The organism is Microbulbifer sp. ABH2_005, from assembly GCF_056160005.1.
In genome coordinates, this window is record NZ_JBSWWI010000001.1 from 1869208 (window position 1) to 1892574 (window position 23367).

18 protein-coding genes are annotated in these 23367 nt (G+C 48.6%); 4 read left to right on the plus strand and 14 right to left on the minus strand.

From position 1 onward, the window contains the following. Positions 1–19 precede the first annotated feature (19 nt). Positions 20–925, plus strand: a complete 906-nt coding sequence (locus ACXAFI_RS08155; RefSeq protein WP_475108397.1) for a LysR family transcriptional regulator — start codon at positions 20–22, stop codon at positions 923–925. Positions 926–1042: 117 nt separating this feature from the next. Continuing rightward, positions 1043–1645 (plus strand): nitroreductase family protein, encoded by a 603-nt coding sequence (locus ACXAFI_RS08160; protein WP_475108398.1) that lies wholly within the window; start codon positions 1043–1045, stop codon positions 1643–1645. A gap of 167 nt (positions 1646–1812) precedes the next feature. Here the strand turns inward: ACXAFI_RS08160 and ACXAFI_RS08165 are convergent, their stop codons facing one another. The 6 genes from ACXAFI_RS08165 to ACXAFI_RS08190 form a co-directional block, all read right to left on the minus strand. Beyond that, the gene (locus tag ACXAFI_RS08165; protein WP_475108399.1) at positions 1813–2706 is read right to left on the minus strand and encodes an EamA family transporter; all 894 of its coding nucleotides are present in this window, start codon (positions 2704–2706) and stop codon (positions 1813–1815) included. Between the two features lie 257 nt (positions 2707–2963). Next, on the minus strand, positions 2964–5330 hold the full coding sequence (gene pbpC, locus ACXAFI_RS08170; protein WP_475108400.1) for a penicillin-binding protein 1C: 2367 nt from the start codon (positions 5328–5330) through the stop codon (positions 2964–2966). Next, positions 5327–10453, minus strand: coding sequence for an alpha-2-macroglobulin family protein (locus ACXAFI_RS08175; protein WP_475108401.1), 5127 nt, complete (start codon positions 10451–10453; stop codon positions 5327–5329). The genes pbpC and ACXAFI_RS08175 overlap by 4 nt, the downstream gene beginning before the upstream one ends. Before the next feature lie 303 nt (positions 10454–10756). Next, positions 10757–10885, minus strand: coding sequence for a hypothetical protein (locus ACXAFI_RS08180; protein WP_475108402.1), 129 nt, complete (start codon positions 10883–10885; stop codon positions 10757–10759). A 130-nt stretch (positions 10886–11015) separates the two neighbouring features. After that, complete coding sequence (locus ACXAFI_RS08185) at positions 11016–11474, minus strand: nuclear transport factor 2 family protein (protein WP_475108403.1); 459 nt, start codon at positions 11472–11474, stop codon at positions 11016–11018. Between the two features lie 50 nt (positions 11475–11524). Further along, complete coding sequence (locus ACXAFI_RS08190) at positions 11525–12400, minus strand: S1 family peptidase (RefSeq protein ID WP_475108404.1); 876 nt, start codon at positions 12398–12400, stop codon at positions 11525–11527. 224 nt (positions 12401–12624) lie between these two features. Between ACXAFI_RS08190 and ACXAFI_RS08195 the strand changes: the two genes are divergently transcribed. Beyond that, a complete protein-coding gene (locus ACXAFI_RS08195) occupies positions 12625–13920 on the plus strand; it encodes a S41 family peptidase (RefSeq protein ID WP_475108405.1) in 1296 nt (431 codons plus the stop codon). Positions 13921–14125: 205 nt separating this feature from the next. On the opposite strand, the gene ACXAFI_RS08200 is transcribed toward ACXAFI_RS08195, so the two are convergent. From ACXAFI_RS08200 to ACXAFI_RS08220, 5 genes are all read right to left on the minus strand, one after another. Next, positions 14126–14443: a heavy metal-binding domain-containing protein gene (locus tag ACXAFI_RS08200; RefSeq protein ID WP_444922249.1), complete on the minus strand. Its 318-nt coding sequence runs from the start codon at positions 14441–14443 to the stop codon at positions 14126–14128. Positions 14444–14634: 191 nt separating this feature from the next. After that, positions 14635–15531, minus strand: coding sequence for an alpha/beta fold hydrolase (locus tag ACXAFI_RS08205; RefSeq protein ID WP_475108406.1), 897 nt, complete (start codon positions 15529–15531; stop codon positions 14635–14637). A 101-nt stretch (positions 15532–15632) separates the two neighbouring features. Beyond that, positions 15633–18056: an ABC transporter permease gene (locus ACXAFI_RS08210; protein ID WP_475108407.1), complete on the minus strand. Its 2424-nt coding sequence runs from the start codon at positions 18054–18056 to the stop codon at positions 15633–15635. Further along, entirely contained in the window at positions 18053–18769 is a 717-nt protein-coding gene (locus tag ACXAFI_RS08215) for an ABC transporter ATP-binding protein (RefSeq protein ID WP_475108408.1), read from the minus strand. Before ACXAFI_RS08215 ends, ACXAFI_RS08210 begins: the two co-directional genes overlap by 4 nt. 34 nt (positions 18770–18803) lie before the next feature. After that, positions 18804–20054, minus strand: a complete 1251-nt coding sequence (locus ACXAFI_RS08220; protein WP_475108409.1) for an efflux RND transporter periplasmic adaptor subunit — start codon at positions 20052–20054, stop codon at positions 18804–18806. 114 nt (positions 20055–20168) lie between these two features. On the opposite strand from ACXAFI_RS08220, the gene ACXAFI_RS08225 reads away from it, so the two are divergent. Continuing rightward, the gene (locus ACXAFI_RS08225; protein WP_475108410.1) at positions 20169–20369 is read left to right on the plus strand and encodes a hypothetical protein; all 201 of its coding nucleotides are present in this window, start codon (positions 20169–20171) and stop codon (positions 20367–20369) included. 198 nt (positions 20370–20567) lie between these two features. Here the strand turns inward: ACXAFI_RS08225 and trhP are convergent, their stop codons facing one another. From trhP to ACXAFI_RS08240, 3 genes are all read right to left on the minus strand, one after another. Beyond that, positions 20568–21878, minus strand: a complete 1311-nt coding sequence (trhP, locus tag ACXAFI_RS08230) for a prephenate-dependent tRNA uridine(34) hydroxylase TrhP (RefSeq protein WP_475108411.1) — start codon at positions 21876–21878, stop codon at positions 20568–20570. A 176-nt stretch (positions 21879–22054) separates the two neighbouring features. After that, on the minus strand, positions 22055–22615 hold the full coding sequence (locus ACXAFI_RS08235; RefSeq protein WP_475108412.1) for a cytochrome P460 family protein: 561 nt from the start codon (positions 22613–22615) through the stop codon (positions 22055–22057). A 119-nt stretch (positions 22616–22734) separates the two neighbouring features. Continuing rightward, positions 22735–23352 (minus strand): Crp/Fnr family transcriptional regulator, encoded by a 618-nt coding sequence (locus tag ACXAFI_RS08240; protein WP_475108413.1) that lies wholly within the window; start codon positions 23350–23352, stop codon positions 22735–22737. Positions 23353–23367 lie beyond the last annotated feature (15 nt).

Genomic DNA, 23367 nt, shown 5'->3' on the forward strand with positions numbered 1-23367 from the left:
AAAAAGGAAACAGTAGTTTATGGAAAGTTTTGCAGCCATACCGGTATTTGTCACAGTGGCCGAAACCGGTGGCTTTTCCCCGGCCGCCAAATTGCTGGGGATATCCAAGTCTGCAGTTAGTAAACGGGTCAGTCAGCTGGAAGAGCAACTTGGGGTAAAACTATTGCATCGCACCACCCGCAAGCTGAGCTTGACAGAGGCGGGCGAGCATTTTTTTCAGCATGCCCGAATCGCTTATCAGGCCGCACAGGACGCTCAGGATGCAGTAACTCAGCTTCAAGGTGAGCCCCAGGGGCGCTTGCGAATCAATGCCCCAATGTCCTTTGGCAGGTTGCATTTGGCACCGCTTATCCCAGTGTTTCTCAAGCGCTATCCAAAAATCACGATTGATCTGGTGATGGACGATAAGGTGTTAGATCTGGTTGGGCAGGGGTTTGATATCGCTATCCGTGGTGGTGACCTGCCTGATACCAGTTTGATTGCCCGCAAGCTGGCGCCTCTGCAAAGCGTGCTCTGTGCCTCTCCCGCGTACTTGGAAGAGTTCGGCAAACCGATCGAGCTTGCACAGTTAACAGAGCACAATTGTTTGATGTTTACTTATTCCAGGGATGTAAAAGAGTGGAATTTTATTCAGGATAACCATCTGCACACCATAGAAGTCAGGGGTAACTACCAGGTCAATAATAGTGAAGCGCTGCGGGAAGCCATTCTCCAGGGGCTTGGCATCGGCCGCCTGCCGACTTTTGTCGCAGGAGCAGATATCAAGAGTGGTCTCCTGGTGCCGTTGTTTGAAGAATATCAAATGCCGGCCAAGACTATTTATGCCGTATTTCCTGAGCGGCAGTATATGCCTGCCAAGGTACGGGCCTTTATAGACTTTGCCATTGAGTATTTTGGTGGCGACATTCCCTATTGGGATTGTTAGTTTGTAAACTTTTTCTCAACAATCATTTAACAAAAGAGCCCATTATCAAGCCAGGAGAAACCCAATAAGCTTTCTCTCATCGACATTCACAAGATGACTAATTGTCAGAGGGAAATTATGGACCTGTTCACTGCTGTTGAAACTCGCCGTTCGGTAAAGCATTACGATGTATCTGAAAAGATGACATCAAGTGAGTTTAACCAACTTATCCAAGCTACGATGTTGTCGCCTACCTCATACAATATCCAGCATTGGCGCTTTCTAAGAGTGACTGATTCAGCACTCCGCGCGCAACTGAAGGACGCCGCCTGGGGCCAGCAACAGGTGGAAGATGCCTCTGAGCTGATTGTTCTTTGTGCAGATATCAATGCCTGGAAAGATCGCCCCGAACGCTACTGGGCCGATGCACCCATAGAGGCAAGGGAACTTTTAGTCCCGATGTTAACCGACTTCTATAGAGATAAACCCCAATTACAACGAGATGAGGCAATAAGGAGCTGTGGCTTAGCGGCGCAAACCATGATGCTTACGGCAAAAGCACTGGGCTATGACACCGGCGCGCTCGTTGGATTTGACTCAGATAAAGTGGCCGAGCTTATAAACCTGCCAGATGGCTACCTGATTGGAATGATGGTAGTCGTGGGTAAGGCTAGTAAAGTAGCAAATGGGCGTGGTGGGCAGTTACCCTTAGAAGAAGTCTTGTTTGAAAATAGATTTTAAATTTAAAGGATAAGTAAACGGCGAATTTAACAAGAGGTTGCCAATCATAGCTCCACTAAAGTGAGCGACCCAGTAATGGTAAATGTCACCATTTGATGGGCGCTCTAACTTTATCAATTTTAATATTTTCAAGTGTTTGATTTAGTCTGCGGGATATAGTCAAGTTTTCATTTGTAGCTCTTGAATGGTGTTAATCTCCAGAAATTTATTTTATGGAGCTTTGTGTGAAATGATATAAGAAGTAAAGCTAGGAATATCACAAAGCATCCCACGGCTGCTCTATTAGTTATTTGCTCATCTAGCAACAAATATGAAGTCAGTATTCCAAACACAGGAATCAAAAGATTAAAAGAGACTACCATACTTGCCGGATACAGCTTTAGTAGGTTTCCCCAGAGTGCAAAAGCCATGACTGTCCCCAAAAGGGACGTATAATAAATGGAAAATACACCAGATGGATTTATTTCTCTTAATGCTTGCCATTGGCCTTGTTCGAAAAACATAGATAGTCCCAGCAATGGAATTGGTGGTATAAGGCAACCCCAAACTAAAAGGGATAGCATATCAATATTGCCGGCGCGCTTGATAATAATGCTGCTGGTGCCATAAAAGAAAGCAGCTCCTAGCACCAATAGAAAGGCGGTTATTGAACTAAAGCTAGTATGATCGGTAGCAATAATGCTAATGCCTGCTAAGCCAACGATGATTCCACATATTTGGGCCTTGGATGGGTGCTCCTTCAGAATTAAAGCTGACAGGATTAGTGCAAACAGTGCAGAACACTGAAGTACTAATGATGTAAGTCCAGAGGGCATGCCTAGTTTCATGCCTGTGTACATGAGGCCGAACAATAGAACGTAATTCAATCCAAATAAAAATAGAAATTTCCAGCTTACTTGAGGCCTTTTAATGAAAAATATCCAAGGGATGCTTGCAGTGAGAAAACGCAATGAAGCATTGAAAATTGGAGGGAATCCTTGGAGGCCTATCTCTATTATTGCAAATGCTGACCCCCAAATAAATGTTACAAGAATAGCAGTTGCTACATGGGTTAGGCTCATATTAATAACAACTTCTTGATTGTATTAAGTTTAATGATTGGGTTGAGAATGTCATATTTTTAGGGGCCTGTAATTATGAGAGGGCTGGGAGTATCAGAAAATGATTGTAAATTGTATTAGCGATGAAATATCTTGAGTCATTAGACAAGGCCGTTACCTGTGAATACCGCTGAAGAGCTTGAGAAAGCTTCCCAGAAGCTTGGAGTTCATAAGCTCTGCGATAGCTTTTATCTTTGTCCATATCGATAATGTGTCATTTAATCGTTAATCCCTACGTATATTTCAATCCGATCCACATTCCCACTCTCATCCAGCACGGCAATTTGATGCTGGCCATTTTGCGGTGAGAGTTCAAGATTTTGAGTGCCCAAAGTTTCCCCTTTAAGGTCGCCATTGACGAACCAGTAGCGTTTTCCTTGCCCACCAATCGCACTGAGATTTAATCGTGGTAAAGGAGCATTGTTGCCAGTTGGGCGGTATTGATTGCCATTGCCGGCACCGACAATTTTTAATGGGGTACCTGAAGTTGCGGTTGGGGCGTTACATTTGGGTGCTGTCCGCGGAATTTGTTGGGCCCTGGTTTGGTTAGCGGGCAGCCAGGATTCCAGTTCTTTAGGCCACAGGGCAATGCTTCGCTTTTCAGCTGAGGAGTCCATACAGCTGGGTTTAACACGTAACCCCTGTTGGTTGATAAAGAAGCGGTATGTTTGCGCAGCATGCAAGGGCTCGCTTTTCGGCGGTAGGGTTCTGGGTGCTCGGCCATGAATCAGCCAGCCATGGCGTTCTTGGTGGCAGTGTTCATCTTCGGTTAACGTCTTCTGGCCACCTAACGGCCAGCATATTTCGGTTTTAGCAATTGATTCTGGTCTTGCCAGACGCTGTTGTTTGTTCCCTGGCAGTGCTGCAATCACTGCGTTTAATAGCGGTGTAGCACTGATGGAGCCATAGTAGCCGGGTAGAGGGGTGCCATCTGGGCGGCCTACCCAAACACCTACGGTATAACCGGGAGTCACGCCAATTGCCCAGGCATCGCGGTAGCCGTAGCTGGTGCCGGTTTTCCAGGCAATATCTGCTTTGGTTTGCCTTACCAGATTGCGCCAACGGCGCGAGCCACTGCGATTGGAAGCCAGCATTTCGAATGTGATCCAGGCGGCCTCCGGGGACATCAGATGTCTCTCTCTCAGTGGGGTTTCTGGTAAATAGCGGGGTGCTGCAGCGAGTCCACCGCGCGCGAGGGCTGCATAAATTCCGGTGAGTTGGTCCAGACGGGCACCTACGCCACCTAATATCATCGCCAGATTGGGTTTACCGCCGCTGGGGAATTGCAGTGAGAGGCCGGCATTTTCCAATGCTGCTGCGAATCGACCGGGGCCGTAGTGCTCCAGTAATTGTACAGCTGGGACATTGAGAGAGCGTTGCAAAGCGGCAGTAGCACTGACCGGGCCGGAAAAGCCACGGTGGAAATTCTCTGGGCGGTAATCTCCATAAATGCGAGGTGCATCACTGAGTAAGGAGGCGCTATGGATCAGGTCTCCATCGATTGCCAGCCCATACAGAAATGGTTTGAGAGTGGAACCGGGCGAGCGTATGGCTCTTCCCATATCCACATAGCCATATCGGCGCCTGTCACCGAAATGGGAGGCACCCAAATAGGCACGTACAGATAAATCGGAGTTCTCCATCACTACAACAGCGGCAGAAGTTTTATGCGGATAGCTCTCCATATGATCACGTAGATAATCCTCCAGCCCCCGCTGAATATTGCCGTCGATAGTGGTGTGGATCACCTCCTTATCACTGATGGTTTCTACCAGTCTGCGCGATAGATGCGGCGCGTTCTGTGGGAATTCCAGGCGCTCGGCATAGACGTTTTCTAGCTGCGCGCGCTCGATTTCGTCTTTGCTCCAAACGCCGTAGGTCTGCAACCTGGTCAATACTTTGTCTCTCGCTTTCTGAGCGCGATGTGGGTGTCGATCCGGGCGCAGGCGACTTGGAGCTTGGGGCAATACTGCCAGGAGCGCTGCTTCGGCGTGGGTAAGGTCGGCAGCCGATTTGCGTAGGTATAAACGGCTGGCCGCTTCCACGCCTTCTATGTTACCGCCGTAGGGGGCGAGGTTAAGGTAGAGATCGAGAATTTCCCGTTTGCTGAAATGCCACTCCAGCTGCAGGGCGCGCAACATTTGTTTGGTTTTACCGGTTAAAGTTCTGTGATGTGGATCTAGCAGGCGCGCTACCTGCATGGTCAGGGTGGAGCCACCGGAGACCACATGTCCATTAACAAGGTATTGGCCGGCTGCGCGGACGAGAGCAAGGGGGTTGATTCCAGGGTGCTGATAGAAATGGCGATCTTCATAGGTGAGCAGTGCCTCGATAAATCGCGGCGATACCTCATCTTGAGTGATGGGGTAACGCCATATTCCGCGATTATCGGCAAAGAAGCGCAACGGCTTGCCATGGCGATCGGCCACTACCCGCGCAAAACCATGTGCTGCAGGCAAAGGCGGAGGAAAAATAGTATCCAGGGCTAAGAGTGAACCCAAAAGAAAGAAAAGAGAAAGCAGCAGCGCGCGAAATACGCGACTGCTGTTTTTCCATCGGGCTGTTGAAGTGACCAACAGTTTCACTGCTTGCCGATTACCTGCATTTGCGTCATTGGATTTTTGCCAATCGCGAAGCGCTCAGGGCTGTACATGTCTTCCACGAAAGGGGGAGGTACTTGGTAGCGACCGGGAGTTACTGCTCGGGCAATGTAGAAAAGGTTGGTGGTTTTCCACTCAGACTGGTCCAGCGCTGCCACAAAGCGGTCATCACGGAATTCCATATGTTGAACATTATCCTGATCTTCCTGCCATTGGGCGATGCTCTTGCCGTCGAACTCAATCTCATCCACTTTGATACTGTCGGCCAGGTTCTGGTTTTCCAGTTCGAGCCCTGCGGGCAGCAGGTCCACTGCGAGCAGGTCGGGCAGGCGTCGGTCCGCGTCGATTTGCAGGCGCACCAGATAGAGTTCACCTTCACGCACCTGAGTCGGCACGATACTTGAACCGTCTAGTTTGTGGTAGCTGCGCCTGACCTTAACGCCCTTATCCATCACCTCTGCGGGTGCCTGCTTGCTGTAGCCATTGGTGGTTATAGCAGCGAAAAGTTTTTCTATTTGGCTTGTCACCTCAATAGCTTCAGCAGCCTCACGGCCTCGGAAGAGAGTGTTATATGGGGTGTTGCGATTTAATTCCCGCAAGCCATCATCGGTACTCAGAGAGGCAGACCAGTTCTCACCACTATTCAGCTGCAACTGCACGCCGGCCATAAACACGCTGTTACGTTCCTGCGTACTTAGGTACGTGCGTTCGCGGAGTAGATTCACCATTTCAAACAGCAATCCTTCGGCTTTGTCGGTAGCTAAATCGTGCTCCAGCAATAGGGAAATCATCAGTGCAGTATCGCGCAGATCGGAGCCATAATCGCCGTAATAATCGCGACGTTTGCGTTCAATGGAGAGGGCTTTTTGTAAGGCTTCCTGAGCTAGAGCGGTATCGCCCATCGTGTGCAATGCAATTGCCATGTGTAAGTGCGGCAGGGGCGACTGGGTCATAGTACTGCCGTTTTCATACAGACTGCGCAATTGGCCGAGCGATATTTTTTGTACACGGGACAACACATAGGCGGCATAGGAGCGGGCGGCATAAGCGTAAAAGTCAGGGTCACTGCTGTAACGCTGCTGATAGAAGCTACCGCGTTCGCGGGCATATTCCTGCAGGCGCTTTAGGGTGGACTCCAGGCGTGCGTTATCGAACACAATACCCTGGTCCCGAGCGTGCAGTAACAAGTCGGCTACATAAGCCGTGAGCCATTGGTTCTCCGGAGATTCCGAGCTCCACAGGCCGAAACCACCGTTGCCTTTTTGCATATTAAAGATGCGCTCGATGCCGGCATCGATACGTTTCGCACGCTCACTCTCGTCCAGAGGTTCGATGCCCAATTTTTCTTGTTGTAGTGGCGTTGCCATTACCAATGGGTAAACGCGGCTGGAAGTTTGCTCCAGGCATCCGTAGGGATAACCCAGCAAGGTTGCCAGATGATCCTGCAGTTGCAATTGCGGGCGGCTATCCAGGGAGACCAGCGTCTGCACTGTATCCGGCATCAGTGAATCGAGGAAAGCCGTATCAATACTGAAGCTTTCGTCTTGGCCCAGCAGGCGTCGCCGGGTGTGCGTGGTGGCGGGCCAAGCTGGGCGAACACCCAGTCTCCACTGGCGTTCAATGGAAATAGCTTGGCTATCTTCATCTAACGCGCCACGGACAACCAGTTGGAATTCCGCTTCACCAGTGGCGTCTTTAGCGGTAATGGGGAATCGCAAAGTCTTGCGCTCGCCGTCAGCCAGCTCTAAAAGACGCTCTCCCATTTCCATATCCACAACGCCCACAGACCGCATTTCCACAGTCAGTTTTTGCGTGCGGCCGCTCAGGTTGTTCAGGTCAAGCGCCAGTGTGCTGGTATCTCCGGGAGACATAAAGCGGGGTAGGGCTGCCTGGGTCACTAATGGGGAGGCTACTGTCAGTTCTCCTTCAGTACTGCCAAACCCCTCTTTACTGAATGACACCGCCATCAGGCGCAAGCTACCATTGAATTCCGGCAGCTGAAGGGAAACTTTGGCTTTGCCTTGCTGATCAAATTCCACCGGGCCGGAAAATAGTGAAACTATTTGCACATCGGAATTAGGTTCTTCTCCACCACGCGCCAGTTCCGCATCTCCACCGAAGCGTTGCTCCAACAGCTTGCCATTACCAGACTCAATAATGCGGTGATAGATATCGCGGACATCGACACCATAGCGGCGCTGGCCGAAAAAGGCTTCAAAGGGATCTGGTGTTTCAAAGCGGGTGATATTGAGCACGCCCACATCTACTGCTGCCAAGGTGGTCCAGGCTGCACCGCCATTTTTGCCGATGGAATCCAGATCCGTGATTACGGTGACCTCTATCTCTGAGCCGGGCAGGGCGCGTGTAGGGGCTTCCAGGCGCACTGGCAAGCGTCGGGCTTCCCGGTCCAGTGGCAAGTGAGCCAGTCCGAAAGCGCGATTAGGGGTGATACGTTCGTTCTTATCGGCCGGACGCAGTGCAGTTACGGAAATATAGGTATCGTGATTGTCCCAGTCTACTGAAATGGGGATTTCAACCTTGGTGCCCGATTTCTCTACCGATACACGCTCGGACCACAGCAATCGATCGCTCTCTACCAACACAAGCGCTTCACCGTCTGCCGGAGGCACTATAGTGAGCTGCGCTAAATCTCCAGGTGCGTATCTGGGTTTATCTAAAGATAAAGCCACGGTATCCGGACGGGCCGCCTGGCCTTTCGTTACTTGGTCCTTACGCCACCAGTAATACCAGTCGCGCCCAGCATGGAAGCGCAGGCTGCTGGTAGCTCCGCTATTAGTATCGGTAATTTCCAAACGGTAGTGGCCATAATCCACAGGCACCGTGAGTTTCAGGGGAGTCTCTTCATTAAATTGCAGTTGGCGGCTGAAAGACTCGTACTCGGCAGTGGAGTATTCATAATGCCAACCCTGGCTAGCGGAGTACTCCCAAAAATATTGACGGTCCTCTGAGATTAATACCGCATTGAGGTTGCGACCGGTGACCGGTTCACCCTGTGCATCGGCTACGACAATATCGAATTCTGGTCTGCTATTGGCCGAGGGATTCTCCTTGCCAAAGTTCGGGCGAATGCCGACTACAGGATGCTCTGGCCAAACCAGAACGGGATGCTGCCGAGTTACCGGGCGACCGCCGGACTCGAACAGGCTGGAAACCAGATTGATTTTTAGCGGGCTATTCGCGCGACTCCAACGGGACCGCAATGGCAACTTGCCAAGCCCTTTGTCATCCAGCTCGATGGTGGGGGCATTAAATTGACGCGTGGGCAATCGCTCAGTGGCGTCACCAAACAAAAACCCTTTCCATTGAGGGAAGGGTTCCCGATAGTGACTGACTTGTACCAAAGTTTCCAAGCGGTTATTCGCTGCCGGAGCGCCGTACAGATAACTACCCTCAACTTCCAGTTCCAAAGATTTAGCGTGCCCCTGGACCAGGCTGCGCTCTTCACCGTCTTGTAATACCAACTTCATACGCTCAGGCAGGAACTCCTCTACCTTGAACGGGTAATTCACTTTGCGTCCATCGGCCAACTCAACTTCCAGACGCCAGTCACCCGTCGGAGCATTTTGAGGTAGGGGAAGGAGCTTCTCGTAGTATCCAGGCGCGCTGGCGTGCCAGGTGAATGTACGGGCACTGGTGTTATCTGGCTTGATCAAGTCCGCCTTGATCGGTAGGTCTTTTAAATAGCGCCCGTCGTAATTGCGTAGCAGGCCGCTAACTTGTATGGATTCTGTGGGACGGTACAAGTCTCGGGGACCGTACATAAAGAACTCCATCGGCCTGGAAGGGCGTTGGCCCAATTTAAAGTCCGACAGGTCCAGCGCCGGTTCGCGCAAATCTAACAGAGAAAAATGGCCAGTATCTGGGTCTCGCGCAACAAAGAAGCGCTGGGAGTCCTCCTGCTCCTGACTGAGCAGAAAACGAACATGCCCTTCTTTAGAGGTCGTCTGCTGCTTGATCAGTCCTCCTTTGTTGTCCAGTAACTCCACCTGGATGCCTTTCAGTGCTTCCCCTTCGTCCAGAGAAGAGACATAGAGGTCCACGCTTTCCGGATAGTAACGGGCATGGAGGCCTAAGTTGGAAATAGAGAAGTGGGTGATATCGAAAAGGTTGGTGTTGTACACACCGGCCGGTTGCATGACTGCAACATAAATGCCAGGCTGTTTTAGAGGCTCAATATGGCCGATGGAGAGATCGAAATCCCGTTGAACATATTTTTCCTGGGTAAGGTCAAAATGTGCACTGTAGATTAATTCGGCAACATTGTTCAGTGCTCTTAGCTGGTAGTAGTACTTCAGGGACTGATTGTTGACCAGGCTAAAGAAGTCGGAATAGTGTTCAGGCTTTACCCTGTGAAAATGGATTTGCACTGCTTCGATACTGACGGCAGTCACCGGCAAGCCAGGTGTTACCGTAGACGGAAATATACTGCCGTTACTAGTGAAGCTAATACTGGGTTCGATACGCCGCGTGTGAACTGTTTCCTTCTTTGGCTTCTGTAGTTGGAATCCATCCTCACTGGGCAGGCCGGGGTTTATCGCTACTCGGTAGCGGGTATTCGGCTCGATGTTAGTGAAGTAAAGGGTCTTCTGGTTGTCAGATAAAACCCAGCCCCCATCGACATTTTCACCATCTTCGCGGGAGAGGGTCAGGTAGGAACCAAAATGGGTATTCCCCAGCAGGGGCTCGGAAAAGATCACCGCAATAGCTCGCGCATCTTTGTAGACCCGCTCGCCTATATGGAGCACCGTAAGAGCACGTTCTGTTGAACCCGCAACCACCGGCATCGTGTCTTTGTTGGAAGTGGCAGCCTGCGAAGGAGCTTCTTCACTGGGCCTGTTTATGGATTTGGTATCGGAAGTTGTTGATCCAGTCTCACTGCTAGCCTCTTTACCACTATTCTTGGGGGGAGAGACCAATGGGGGTGTTTCCTCCGTTGATTTTTCATCACCGCTTTTGAGTGGGCCATGCGTAGATACCACATCTGCAGAGGTCTCGCCCGGCTTTTCCGGATTCTCTGGCGTGCAGGCTACAGCAACAAGGCAGAGAAGAGTGACCGCAATCCAACGCGGTAAGCGGTGAGGGGGCATGGCTATTTCCTAATTGGTGGAATGAAGTGGCGGACAATTTAGTTGGTCTTGAAAGTTGTCTCAAGCTTTCCTATCGCTCGATGTGAGTGAGTAAGGGTATTGAGCTTTGGTAATGAGGATCAGCAGAGCTGGGATTTGTAGCCAAGGAGGTATCGGTGAGAGGAGAATGTGGTTCGATAGTGCTAGTAGGGGGAGCGTAAGTGGGATTGTTGAGGATTGATTAAGCTGTCAACGCCTATATTCCTAGGTGGAAATTCCTAGATACTAGCTATTAGGCTGACATTCTTTTGCATTTGAACAGATTTATCCAGAAGATCCTCTCAAAAAAACAATACCAAAAGCGAGAAAAAAGGCACCGCCAACAGGTACATCAAATTCATAACAGGCAATGGCTGCTAGTAAAAATAGTAGGGCGATGGCGATCCTTCTCAATTTGGTGCCTCTTTTTGTTGCGTGTGGGCACAGGCTTAAGCTTGATACAATTCAAAGGCTATACTGAATGCCAGACTGAAACCCAAAATAAATAATGCTTACGCATAGAACTGCAGAGCAGAATGCTAAATCATTTCTTGCTAACGTGCCGTTTTGTATCGTGATACTGCCAGAGAACGTTGATGATCTTCCAGTTATTTTTATCATTCTTATATAAGTGCATATAATCAATCCAATCATCGACTGTAAGCTTTACCGAGGCTACCCGGTTATCAATATCAAGTATGTCGATATCAATTCTGGGGGAATCTGTAAATTTATCGCCTTCCTTATTGTAGTTTTCGGCCAGCCAAACCATAGTTTCATAGTCTGTCTCCATGATGAATTCTGAGCCGTCTTTGGATTCCCAGTAGGTTCGCTTGGCTAGTTTCTCATCTAAACCTCTTTCCATTAGGCCTGGTTCAATTTTTTGTTGTGACTCAATGTAGTCGAGTACGGCTCTTCGTATTTTGATGTTGTCCTCGGCGGAATTGGCATATACATATGAATTTAAAAAAGTTAATAGAATGAAAGGTATTAATTTATACATGATATTTTCTCGGGTAATGCTTACTGTAGTGTTTGGAGAATAACCGATTATTAGTTAGTTGATGAACTATCAAGCTCTGCTTTGACAGATTGCTGAATAGATGAGTGATTAGAAATCATTGTGTCAATCCAGCTTACATAATGACTTAAGCGAATGGAATAGGAAGTCTGCCCATAGGTGCCGGGGCGGAAGGTTCGTATATCGACGTCTTCAGCATGCTTCCAGGACGTTAGACCTGCGAGTAACCACTGGCCATCAACTTCAATTAATACCGGGCCGCCACTGTCACCATTCGTCGTCATGCCTTCAAGTGGTAATGCATCCGGGGCCTGATCAAATTCATAGCCAAGCCAACGACTTTGAGTTGATGAGATTATGTTAAATGCTCTGCGGAGTTCTGTTCGATTTGGGCCTTTGGGGTCATGGCCGAGGTCAGCTGTACCCGTTGCTCCTTTTCCGATCAGCTTTACTATTTGTCCTTGCTCATCATTCTCACGGTAAATTCCCACCGGATTAGCATCAACGACAGGCTGAGAAAGCTTGATTAAGGCGATATCATCTGATGTGGCCAATAATGCTTCAATTTCACTGGCATCTCCCGTTTCTAGTGCCTCATCAATCATCCTTTGAGGTGTCTTTTTATAGCCAGGGTGCATCACTAGTTTGTCGATCTCTCTGGGAGTGCCATTTATGACGACTTCCTCAATGCAATGTTGCCAAGTAATGGCATGCGCAGCTGTAATAATCCATTTTGGGGTGATAAGTACTCCATGTCCCTCTCCCGGTAAATCTACAAGCGCTGGGAATTCAGAGGCATCTATACGATATTCTGAGTCACTTACATCATCACGAATGGTTATTGCTGTTACTGCAGGTGCTAATGTTAACTGGAAAGAAAGGAAAAAATATTTAATTAGGCTTGTCATGAGGGATCTTCCAGTAAGTGGAAAGCTGCATCGATCTTTAGTAGCTTTAAAACTATCTTGAGAGTAAAACTGCATTAGTTGGTAATAGCGTATAGGCTATCCTGCGGCACCCTTGTACCACTAGGGGAAGGGGTACTTATATGTTATATCAACCCACTTTTCTGCTCTCAAAGGGAGTATACTGCATTTCCTTTGTAAAATAATAAAGTGAAATGGAGTGGATCATGACCATTTCTCATTTGGTTAAAAGATATCAGGGAGGAGAGGGAGTGTTAGTCAAGTTTGTGAGATGGATAAACCTTGGATTGTGCCTAATACTGTCTGCCGAGGCATCAGCAATCTCAAATATAGGTGACTGGGTTGAAGATATTGATTACTTCCATCAAGAGTTAGAGAGGAATCATATAAATCTTTACCATAACGTTTCTAAGGAAGAACTCACTGATAAACTATTGCTACTAAAATCCGACTTGCCAAATCTTTCTGAAAATCAAGTGATGGTTGAATTGATGAAAATTAGCCGGATGATCGGGGATGGCCATACTCAGCTTGCTTTTTGGAATCAGGATATAGAGCTTTACCCTTTTCAATTCATAGAGTTTGATGGGGATCTTCGCCTGATTGCTACCGATGAATCCTACCGGCAGTTACTGGGTCATAAATTAACTGCTATTAACGGTACACCCATAGATGCCATTATTGATCGACTATCACCTATTGTACAGGGGGTTGAGAATGGGTATTCATTAAAAATAAGGAGAGCTTTTCAAATAAATGTTGCACAAGTTCTCGAGGGAGCAGGTATTTCAGCTAGTACTAAGAAAGCTGTCTATACATTTACAGACGACTCTGGTCGGGAGAAAACTGTCTCGGTGTCTTCTTTGTCTATGGGAAATTACCACTCTAAAATTACTCACCATCTTTTTCCAAAGACCACTCCCTTCAAGTCAAAGAGGGTCGAAGAGTCATCTAACCTCTGGATGTCCGCTGACATAGATACGCAAACCGCTTATATATACTTCAAAAGCTATCCGAGTTTTTCAAATATGGAGGACTTTGCAGTTGATGTTGAAAAGTTCTTAAAGAAAAATAATGTTAAAAATCTGATTATTGATTTCAGGGAGAATGGCGGGGGTGATTTCTTTGTCGGTCTGACTTTAGCCTGGAGGCTGGTCCTTGTTGATAGTATTGATTGGGATCACGGTGTTTATACACTGATAGGCGGTAAGACCTATTCAGCAGCGATGAGTAATGCGGCTCAATATCGTCAAATTCTGAATGCCAAGTTAGTGGGAGAGCCTTCCGGTGGGAACCCTGTTGGTTATCAGGATATGGACCAGTTCTCTTTGCCTAACTCCGACTGGGTTATAACCTATTCGAAGCGTAACTATAGGTTCCAGGATGTTTATACAGAGGGTGTACAACCGGATGTAATGATCAAGCAGGACTGGAAAAGTTATAATAAGGGGATAGATAAACCGCTGGAGTGGGTTTTGGATGATATAAGAAAGCGCCTGTAATTACTTCAATATCAGTTAACGCTTAATTTGTCTATAGTTGCAATTTGACTATTTAGATTCTTCAAAGTGGTTATAAATTAGAGGCTCCACTGAGTTTAATTTCGGAGCCTCGTACCTCTGAATTGAAGCTAATTAACAGTTAGAGCTATATTTCATCAAGTCTGTTACAAAAGCTAAAAAAGTAGAGGATGTGGCTTGGGGCCAATCACCTCCTTAGTTTGACAGCAGTCCCAAAGACCATCATTTCACAAGACCCTTCCATAATGGCGCTTGTTGAAAATCGGATGCCTACTACAGCATCGGCTCCTTTCTGCTGGGCACTATCAATCAACCGTTGAAGGGCCTTATTTCTGGCTTCGGATAACATTTCTGTATAGCCTCTTATCTCGCCGCCAACGATACTCTTTAAGCCAGCCATAACATCACGACCAATATGCTTGGATTGGACAACATTACCGGTAACCACTCCGAGTATCTCTTTAATTTCATGTCCGGGTAGGGTTTCAGTGGTTGAGTAGATCATAATACTTTCTTAATGTTGCTTGGTATGGTTCTTACTATGATTGCATAGGACATGCTTAGGAATGAAGAAAATAATACTTTTGAATGAAACTTAAAATAGATCTTATTAATGGGGTGTGCTTGGTATTAGGCTGGAATTTTGGCAGCCAGCTCCTTGTCATCATGTTAGTACTCGAGAGTTATCCAGGACATTCAAGAAGGAATTAATTGTTCATCCTTTTCAGTCTCTACGAAACTTAAATACGAATTTACCACACTATCTGGCGCCTCCCACTGGGGATAATGCCCAACCTTTCCCAGCTCAACAATATCTGCTGGACGATCAATCAATTGACGAAATCGATCCACCATATGCTTCCCAGAAACCGAGTCTAATGAGCCATTGATTAGTAGCAGGGGGCCGGGGTATTGGTTAAGAGCATCAATCCAGCGCTGACGATGTTGGCGCCTGTCGTGCATATAGGTGATCAATTTATAGAGGAGCCGGTTGCCATTCTTATATTGGAGAATTTGCCACAGGTCTCGCAATTCTCTGTCGGAGGGTTGTGTCTCTGGTCCGAAAATGGCACTGAAGCTGCGGCAAAACTGTCGGTAATTCATTAGTTTATTGATCAGAAAACCTGTGGGAGAGAGCAGCAGTTTCTGCACGAGACGAGCTTGATGAGCTTCTGGGAAAAGGCCGCCGTTCAGCAGGCATGCTGAGATATACCCCGTGGTACCACCGCTATTGGCTCTGGCGAGTAACTCCTGGGCAACAGTATCCCCATAGTCATGGGCCAACAGGTGGACCTTGTTGATGTTTAAATGTTGCAGAAGAGCTTCATGTAAATCAGCTTGCCCGTGGATACTGTAGTTATGCTGCTTAGGTTTGTCTGAATAGCCAAAGCCCAGCATATCCATAGCAATACAGCGATAGTGCTCTGTCAGTTGGGCCCATACCTTTTGCCAGTCATAACTACTAGTGGGGAAGCCGTGAATCAAAAGCAGTACCGGTTTATGTCGACAGCTTGGGTTGCTATCGACATAGAAGAGTTGGTGGTCTTGATAATCAAATATATTTCCGTTTGATAACCATTGCTGAGGTTGCATTGGCTACTCCATTTCTTATTGTTGTATTTGCTGTAAAGATTGCACGATGCGCGCGCAACCTCAAGCAGCGGCTATCAGGTGGAAAGTAATTATCCTGTTCCTTACAATGCGTAAATCGCGGGCTTGTTGATTATCTTCCATACAGAAAGCAGGGTAACCGAGGCGGTTAGGCCGATAATAAGTAGTGGTGGTAGCAGCCAGCCCCAGAGGCTGGTTTCAATACTGAACTCGCTTTGCTCAAGCCAAAGTGCCAGTGGGACTACTACCAAAGTCGCTACAGCGATACCGATAACTACGGGAATCAGGCTATCGATCAGGGTGTGATAGAAAATCGTCGCTGGGCGGGCGCCGATTGCCATGCGTACGCCAAGCTCAGTACGCCGCAGTTGTACACTGTAACTGAGGACTCCAAAGATACCGATGGCAGCGAGGCTGAGTGCCAGTAACGTCAGGGCGGTGGTTACCCAAACTGAGACCCGGTCATTGCTTAGGAGTAGGTCTCGCGCCTGCTCCAGGGAGAAGAGCTCAGAAACTTTGTACTGCCTGTTTACTTGGGCAAATTCCCGATTGATTTCTGTGGTGCTGAGTGGTTGGTGAGGCTTATGTCTGAGTACCAGTAGGGGATAGCTCACGTTGATACCACGCACAAATAAGCGGGCGGGTTCCTTTTTGCCCGGCAGGCTTGCGTTGCGTACTACACCGACCACTTGGTAGGGCAAGTCACCTCGCCAGTAGTAGCGATTGCCTAATACTTCTCCATCCGGCTCCAATTGCTGGGCCAGGGTTTCGTTGACGAGCATCATGCGATTGTTATCGGAAAATTCAGCCGCATTGATATGGCGGCCAGCTATCAATGGCATACGCAAAATGGAAAGGTAGTTTTCGTCGACTACTGTGGTCTTGGCCATCACTGGATTTTGCCGGCTGGCATCATGACTCAGGGATGTGGTCCAGAGTGGCCGGCTGATAGAGATAGGAGTGTTTAAGCTCAGGCTGGCATTTTGTACTTTAGGGTGCTCCAGCAATCTCTGCCTGATGGCCTTCAGGTAACTCTCCCGTTCGGCAGTGGGGGCACTCCTAAGATTGCCGATATTCATAGTCATCACTTGAACGCTGTCCAAGGGGAAGCCAAAGGGCTGGTTAATCAGGCGATTGGCTTGCAGGAAAATCTGCAAGCTGGCGACGATAAGCAAACTGGTCATCGCCACTTGGCTACTGATGAGGACTTTGCGGATCAGTGGTGAAATTTGTACACCCGAGCCTTTGCCGCTGCTCTGCAAAATTTGATTCAGTGCGCGGTAATTAACCTGTCGACTGACTATGGCTGAGAAGAACAGGGCGAGAAGTAAGGCACACAACAGTGCGAAAACCAGTGTCTGCCAGTTTAAGGTGAGCTCTTGAATGCGAGGAATTTGTTCCGTAGCCATCACCCTTAGTACTTCCGTCGATCCCAGGGCTAAAAGTAGAGAAAGTAATGCAGCCCCTAACATTAGTAGGCCGATTTCACATAGCAGGGCCAAAAAGATATGTTTTTTGTGTGCGCCCAATGCGACCTGTATCGCCATATTGCGTTGTTGTTTGGTTGCGCGAGAAAGAATCAGGTTGGTAACATTGGCACAGGCAATTAACAGAAGTACCAGTGTACCGCCCATAACCATTAGGGTTCGCGTGGCGCTGTCGCCAAGTATTTTATTGGCGAAGGGAGTGAGTCGGTATTCAACGGACCTTTCTACCGAAGAGGATCTTCCCGCTAGGGCCGCTTGATACTGGGCATCCATTAATGTGCTCAATTCATGCCCCGCACTGGCTGGGTCAATGCCCGGCTTCAGCTTTCCTGTGAGCATGCGAAAAGGCAGGAAGCCTCTCCAATTATTTCTGCGCTCTACTTGTGTATCGTTAAAGTCCCAGGGCAGCCAGACTGCTGTTTGTCGGCCCTGTTTATAGATCTGGGGTTCAATGAAGTCTTTGGCAGTGACGCCGACAATGCGAAAGTCCACCTCCCCAAATTGCAGGCTTTGCTCCAAGACATTTGGGTTGCGCCGGAACATCTGCTCCCAGGTTTGATAGCTGATAACCGCCACAGGGACTCGGCTGTCGAGCCCTTCATTGGCACTGAATTGTCTGCCCAAGGCCAGGGGTGCTCCAGCCAGCTGGAGATATTCTGGAGAGACATAGGAAACATTAACCCGTGGTGATCCGGATAAATTGCGGACCACATCTTCCCAGAAGTACACCAGGGCGCTGGACTCGAAGAAACTGTCGTTTTTATAGATTTCAACCAGGGCGGGGTATTGGCTGTTGTTTTCCAGCCGTAGCTGCTTGTTCTGGTAGAGATTACCATTCACGACATACAGCCGATCTTCGTCCGGGTAGGGTAGGGGTGCGGCTAGCAGTTGGTAGTTGAGATTAAATAGTGTTACCAGGGCGCCGAGGGTGATACCCAGGGTCAGAATAATAGTGGTGGCGTAGCTCCGCGCCCGATTGATGGACTGGAGGGCGATGGACAGGTCCTTTGTGGTGATCATAGGGCCATCTCATGTGGCTCTTTTATGGGCTGCGGTGTTGAGATTTTTCCATCCAGCAGATGCAATTGGCGGCTGGCCATGTCTGCATAACGAGGGTCATGGGTCACCATGCACAGGGTGGTCCCTTCATTATTGAGCTGTCGCAGCATTTCCATTACTGCATCGCCATTGTGGGAATCCAGGTTGCCGGTGGGCTCGTCCACCAGTAGCAGGGACGGATTGCCAACTAGCGCGCGGGCTATGGCGATTCGCTGCTGTTGGCCACCCGATAACTGATTAGGTTTGTGAGAGGCCCGGTGACTCATCCCCACCTTCTCCAGGCAGTGTTTCACTTTTTTGTCGGCTTCAGACTTGGGAATGGGATTGCGGCGGTATCGCAGGGGCAGGGCGATATTGTCGTAGACAGAGAGTTCGTCAATCAGATTAAAGGACTGGAAGATAAAGCCTACTTTCTCGTTGCGAATAGTCGCCGCCTCACGCAGCGACAATTGAGCGACTTCAATACCTTCAATTTGATAGCTGCCGCTGGTGGGGAGGTCCAGCAGGCCGAGAATCGAAAGAAGTGTGGATTTACCGCAACCCGAGGGGCCGCAGATAGAAACAAATTCCCCCGAGTTAATACTCAGGTCAACGCCCCGCAGGGCGTGAGTTTCCATTTCTTCGGTGCTGAACACCTTAGTGATCCCGGCCATATGGAGGATTGGCTTGGGCATAGCGAACTCCCTTTCTCGCTTTAGGTTTCAGGCTTTAGTCAACAATCTGGATATGCTCAGCTTCATTAAAATTGGCCATATCAGAGAGGATGATACGATCCGCTTCATTGACGCCTTGGGTGATTTGGATATATCGACCCGACTCCTCGCCGAAGCTGATGGGCTGGAGTGACGCCTCCTCCTCGTTTTCGTTCATCAGGAAGAGATTGGCCTCACTGTGCCTCTGCACATTGATAGGCCTCTCGACGAACAGCGTATCTTCCATAGTGGCAGTGAAGATACGGGCATCGACGTTGAGCTGTGGCCTGGCAGACTCTGGCGCGCCCGCGCTAAAAGCAATTTCCACTTCAATATTGCCGTCCCGAACCTCAGGAGTAATACGGGTTACCATACCTTCGACTTTTTCTCTGCGGGTATCAATTTCAGCGGGCTGGCCAACCTCCAGTTGCTCTGCTTTGGATTGTGGGACTTGAACCAAAGCGAGAAGATCAGTCTCGCTGCCGATCAGCGCCAGCTCCTGCCCGGGATTGACACCTTGCCCCAGCTCTACTGGTAGTCGTTGTAGTATGCCGTCCAGGCCGGCGCGTACTGTGAGGCGATCTGTCCGCTGTTGTATGCTCTGCAGTTGGGTCTGGGCTTGGTTGATTTGCTCGCGCTGGATTAACTCTGATTCGACGGCGACTTTGCGCAGGTGGTTGATACGCTGTTTTTGCAGGTCCACACGTTTTTTCATCTGCTCTTGGCGTAAGACGGTGGTTTGGTAGGTGAGCTGGGAAACCACTCCACTTTTTACCAGTTCGTCCTCAGCTTCGCGACGCAACTTGATCACTTGGTAATTGGAGTTCAGTTCCGCGAGTATGGCTTCCTCCGCGAGCACATCGCGCTGGTTGTTCAGAACAAGCCGGCGCAGATTAGCTTCCTCTTGCTCCAGGGAGGTTTCGGCTGCATCCAGGTCGCGCATTAACTCTGGATTACTCAGCTGCATAATGATGCTATCACTTTGTACTTCTGCACCGGGACGCAACATGATTTTTTCAACATTCGCTGCGGTTAGGGCGGTAATTAAAGTCTGCTTGTCTGAACGCAGCCTACCGTAGCCATCTACCACAACCTGCAGGTCTCCCCGTTGGACGGTACCTAGCATTAGCTGTTCCCGCTCTACCTTATAGGCGCTGTCAGGAAGTAACAGGAGGGTGCTGGTAAATGCCACAAAAGCAAGAGCAGCACCACCTAGCATTAAAGGGTGCTTAATCAGGGGGCGTTTCTTAGGTTTAATAATATCCATATTGCGGCATTTCCTTGGTTAAGCAATCGTTGCACGCTTTTCTACTGTGAAACCTTGATGCGGGGGCGAGTTAGAGGTGGAAAATCATAACTATTTAAAACGGGTGTATTCCTGTTGGAACTCCGAGGTAGGGCGGATTTTTATCTTGTAATTAGTACTGTCGAGCATATTTTTGTGATCAAAACTCAGGGCTTTAAAAGGGTTTTAGGTGAGGCTGAAAATGCAGGAAAATTGGTACAAGAACCAGTTGCTTGCGATGAATGGTGGGGAAATACAGGACGGTTTGAATATTGTGAGGCGGGCAGTCACTTGTGAAGTTTAACGATTACCCAATGAATTTTGAGGATCGATTCACAAGTAAAATTGTGGAGATGTAGTGGGAATGATGTAGTGGGAATAAAGGTGTCGTGGCTTAGTGAATCCGGTAGATTGTCTAAACCACTACACCTTTAACAAAATATATTTGTAAAACCAAGGGCTTGATAAGCCTTAGTGCTAATTACAGACCGAGGGTTATCCCAGGGCTTTGACCAATAGCGCCTGTTGAAGTTGATCGTCATCAACCCCCTCTGGTCGGGGTATTTGCACGATATGCCCGGATCCTGGAGCTACATCGATCGCTTTGCCTTCCGTATTCTCCATTTGCTCCAAGGGGAAGAACAAGCTACCGCTGGGAGTCATTAACTCCAATTGATCACCGCGTTCAAAGCGATTTTTAACATCAACCGTCAAATACTCAGGACTGCCGTCAATAAGCTCGCCTACGAACTGTTGGCCCGGAGTTGATATCAACCCCTTTTCATATTGCTGGTATTCTGCTGGTGGATGGCGACGGTAGAAACCTTCCGTGTAGCCTCTGTTCGAGAGGGTTTCCAATTCGTCCATCATCTTCATGTCAAAGTCTTTTCCTGCTGCAGCATCGTCTATAGCGCGACGATAGATCTGAGCAGTACGAGCCACATAGTAGTGGGATTTGGTGCGACCTTCGATTTTTAAAGAGTGAACCCCCATTTCCGTAAGGCGCTTGACATGTTGTACGGCCCGTAGGTCTTTGGAGTTCATGATGTAGGTACCGTGCTCATCTTCGTAGGCCGGCATATACTCTCCAGGGCGACCCTTTTCCTGTAGTAAAAGGGCCTGGGAAGTACTGCCACTGGCGGAGGTGGGTTGCTGGATGGGTTTCTGGATAGATTCCTGAATAGTTTCCTGGGTTTGCACATGAATCAATTCGCCAACTTCATTCTCTTTGGCTTCATGAGCTTGGTATTGCCAGCGGCAGGAGTTGGTGCAGGCGCCCTGGTTGGCATCTCTATGGGTCATATAACCGGATAGCAAGCAGCGCCCGGAATAGGCGATACAGAGCGCACCGTGGACAAAGACTTCCAGCTCCATCTCAGGCACTCTCTGGCGAATTTCTTCAATCTCATCCAGGGACAGCTCCCGGGAAAGTATCACCCGAGATAACCCCTGGCGATGCCAGAACTTTACGGTCGCGTAGTTTACCGCATTGGCCTGTACGGATAGGTGGACTGGCAGTTCAGGCCAGCGCTCCCTTACCATCATTATCAGGCCTGGGTCGGACATAATCAGGGCGTCAGGTCCCATTTCGACAATTTCTTCCAGGTCCCGCAGGTAACTGCGAACTTTGTCGTTGTGAGCGGCGATATTAGAGGCGATATAGAACTGTTTTCCCTGCTGGTGTGCTTCTTCTATGCCTAGGCGCAGGGTTTCAATATTTTTAAATTCATTATTGCGCACACGCAAGCTGTAGCGGGGCTGGCCGGCATAAACGGCATCGGCACCATAGGCAAACGCATATCGCATATTTTTTAAAGTCCCTGCGGGGGACAGTAACTCAGGTTTGAACACAGAAAAACTCATAGTGGAATAGTCGGAAGCGGCCGCATGTTAACGGTAATCAAGATTGCACTAATTGATATAAATCAATTAGTGCTGGGGTGGAAGTGATAAGCTGATTTGAAGGAGGCTATGCTTGCTTGTTAATTCTGCAGGACTTGTTGATAGCCTTGTGTATAGACCCAGTCATTATTTTTGGCTGGTAAGTGGCATCCAAAACAGTTGTTAAGCCCGCTGCCCTTCCAGGTTTTGGTTTCACTTTTTGCTGCCCCTGGCTTGAATAAAGCCCATCCCCAGCCTTCTGCCCAGGCCTCATTATTGGGGAATCTCCCTTCAGTGTCCTTTACCATCATAAAGGTAAACTGGAGATCAGTAGAGTAGTAAGCCAAGCCAGTGGTTAATGGTTCTGATTTGGTGCTGTTGACCTCTTTTACCAGGACTGCGCCATCCGGGAATTTTCCATTTTTGCGAAAGGCTTTAACCGCTTCAGGTTGAGTGTAAACAATATGTGTATCCCAGCCCTCGCCACTGGATGACTTTACTTGATAAGAGCCGAGAAAAGTCCATTCTTGGCGGTAATCCCTGGGTAATGTGATGTTTCCCTGTGCGTCAACGAAATGACTGAAAGTGGACTTTAGATTCTCTTGGGCTACGGCCTGTAGGCTAAATAGTATTCCCAGTGTAACTAAGCAGATTGTGCGCATAATGCCTCTTCCTATGTTGATTCCATGGAGGTGGGGACTAGCACTAGTCCTCATTTTTTTTGGAAGTATAGGGAGGGCAGGGGCGATCAACTGTCAGCTAGCTGACACTAAAGCCAAATTTAGCCTTGCGCTAAGCCTTCGAGGGCGCCTTTGTTTAGTAGGCAAATATGTTGGCGTGTGTAATCAATAATGCCCTTGTGTTTCCAGGTGCTAAGTAGTTGGCTAACAGTTTGTCTACTGCCGCCGGCCATAGCCGCTAGCTCAGATTGGGAAAGCTTTACATCTAATTCATGCCCGTGAGCGCAAGGTTGCCCCCGAAAATGAAAGAGTTGGGATAATAAACTTGCCAATCTGACAGCCAGGGGCGCAGTTATATACTGAAATATACGCTGTTGTAATAAAGCCTCTCTGTTGGCTAGATGCTCTATAAGGTCTTGCTGGGTTTGTGACAGTGAATGTAACAGGGCATTGAGATTTTCTGGAAAAGCGACTTCTAGCTGACAACCTATTTTGGCAATGGCTTCTATTTCTTGTGAATTTCCGCCAAGACCTGGGCCAAACCAGGAGCCTGGCCCATACAGGTCTACAAGTCCCCGGTTGCCATTAAAGTCCACTTTATGGATAAGTACATAACCGGCATGTATAAAATAAATGTTTCGTGAGGCCGCTCCCTGACGGAATAACACTGTTTCTGTGGTGCAGCATATCCTTTTTGTTTTAGTCGCTATTGTGTGCAATTTACTGTTTTCTTA

What these genes read in the sequence shown, in the direction of transcription:
- ACXAFI_RS08155 (WP_475108397.1), top strand. Translation starts at nt 20, where the DNA reads ATGGAAAGTTTTGCAGCCATACCGGTATTTGTCACAGTGGCCGAAACC.
- ACXAFI_RS08160 (WP_475108398.1), top strand. Translation starts at nt 1,043, where the DNA reads ATGGACCTGTTCACTGCTGTTGAAACTCGCCGTTCGGTAAAGCATTAC.
- ACXAFI_RS08165 (WP_475108399.1), bottom strand. Translation starts at nt 2,706, where the DNA reads ATGAGCCTAACCCATGTAGCAACTGCTATTCTTGTAACATTTATTTGG.
- ACXAFI_RS08175 (WP_475108401.1), bottom strand. Translation starts at nt 10,453, where the DNA reads ATGCCCCCTCACCGCTTACCGCGTTGGATTGCGGTCACTCTTCTCTGC.
- ACXAFI_RS08185 (WP_475108403.1), bottom strand. Translation starts at nt 11,474, where the DNA reads ATGTATAAATTAATACCTTTCATTCTATTAACTTTTTTAAATTCATAT.
- ACXAFI_RS08190 (WP_475108404.1), bottom strand. Translation starts at nt 12,400, where the DNA reads ATGACAAGCCTAATTAAATATTTTTTCCTTTCTTTCCAGTTAACATTA.
- ACXAFI_RS08195 (WP_475108405.1), top strand. Translation starts at nt 12,625, where the DNA reads ATGACCATTTCTCATTTGGTTAAAAGATATCAGGGAGGAGAGGGAGTG.
- ACXAFI_RS08200 (WP_444922249.1), bottom strand. Translation starts at nt 14,443, where the DNA reads ATGATCTACTCAACCACTGAAACCCTACCCGGACATGAAATTAAAGAG.
- ACXAFI_RS08205 (WP_475108406.1), bottom strand. Translation starts at nt 15,531, where the DNA reads ATGCAACCTCAGCAATGGTTATCAAACGGAAATATATTTGATTATCAA.
- ACXAFI_RS08210 (WP_475108407.1), bottom strand. Translation starts at nt 18,056, where the DNA reads ATGATCACCACAAAGGACCTGTCCATCGCCCTCCAGTCCATCAATCGG.
- ACXAFI_RS08215 (WP_475108408.1), bottom strand. Translation starts at nt 18,769, where the DNA reads ATGCCCAAGCCAATCCTCCATATGGCCGGGATCACTAAGGTGTTCAGC.
- ACXAFI_RS08220 (WP_475108409.1), bottom strand. Translation starts at nt 20,054, where the DNA reads ATGGATATTATTAAACCTAAGAAACGCCCCCTGATTAAGCACCCTTTA.
- trhP (WP_475108411.1), bottom strand. Translation starts at nt 21,878, where the DNA reads ATGCGATATGCGTTTGCCTATGGTGCCGATGCCGTTTATGCCGGCCAG.
- ACXAFI_RS08235 (WP_475108412.1), bottom strand. Translation starts at nt 22,615, where the DNA reads ATGCGCACAATCTGCTTAGTTACACTGGGAATACTATTTAGCCTACAG.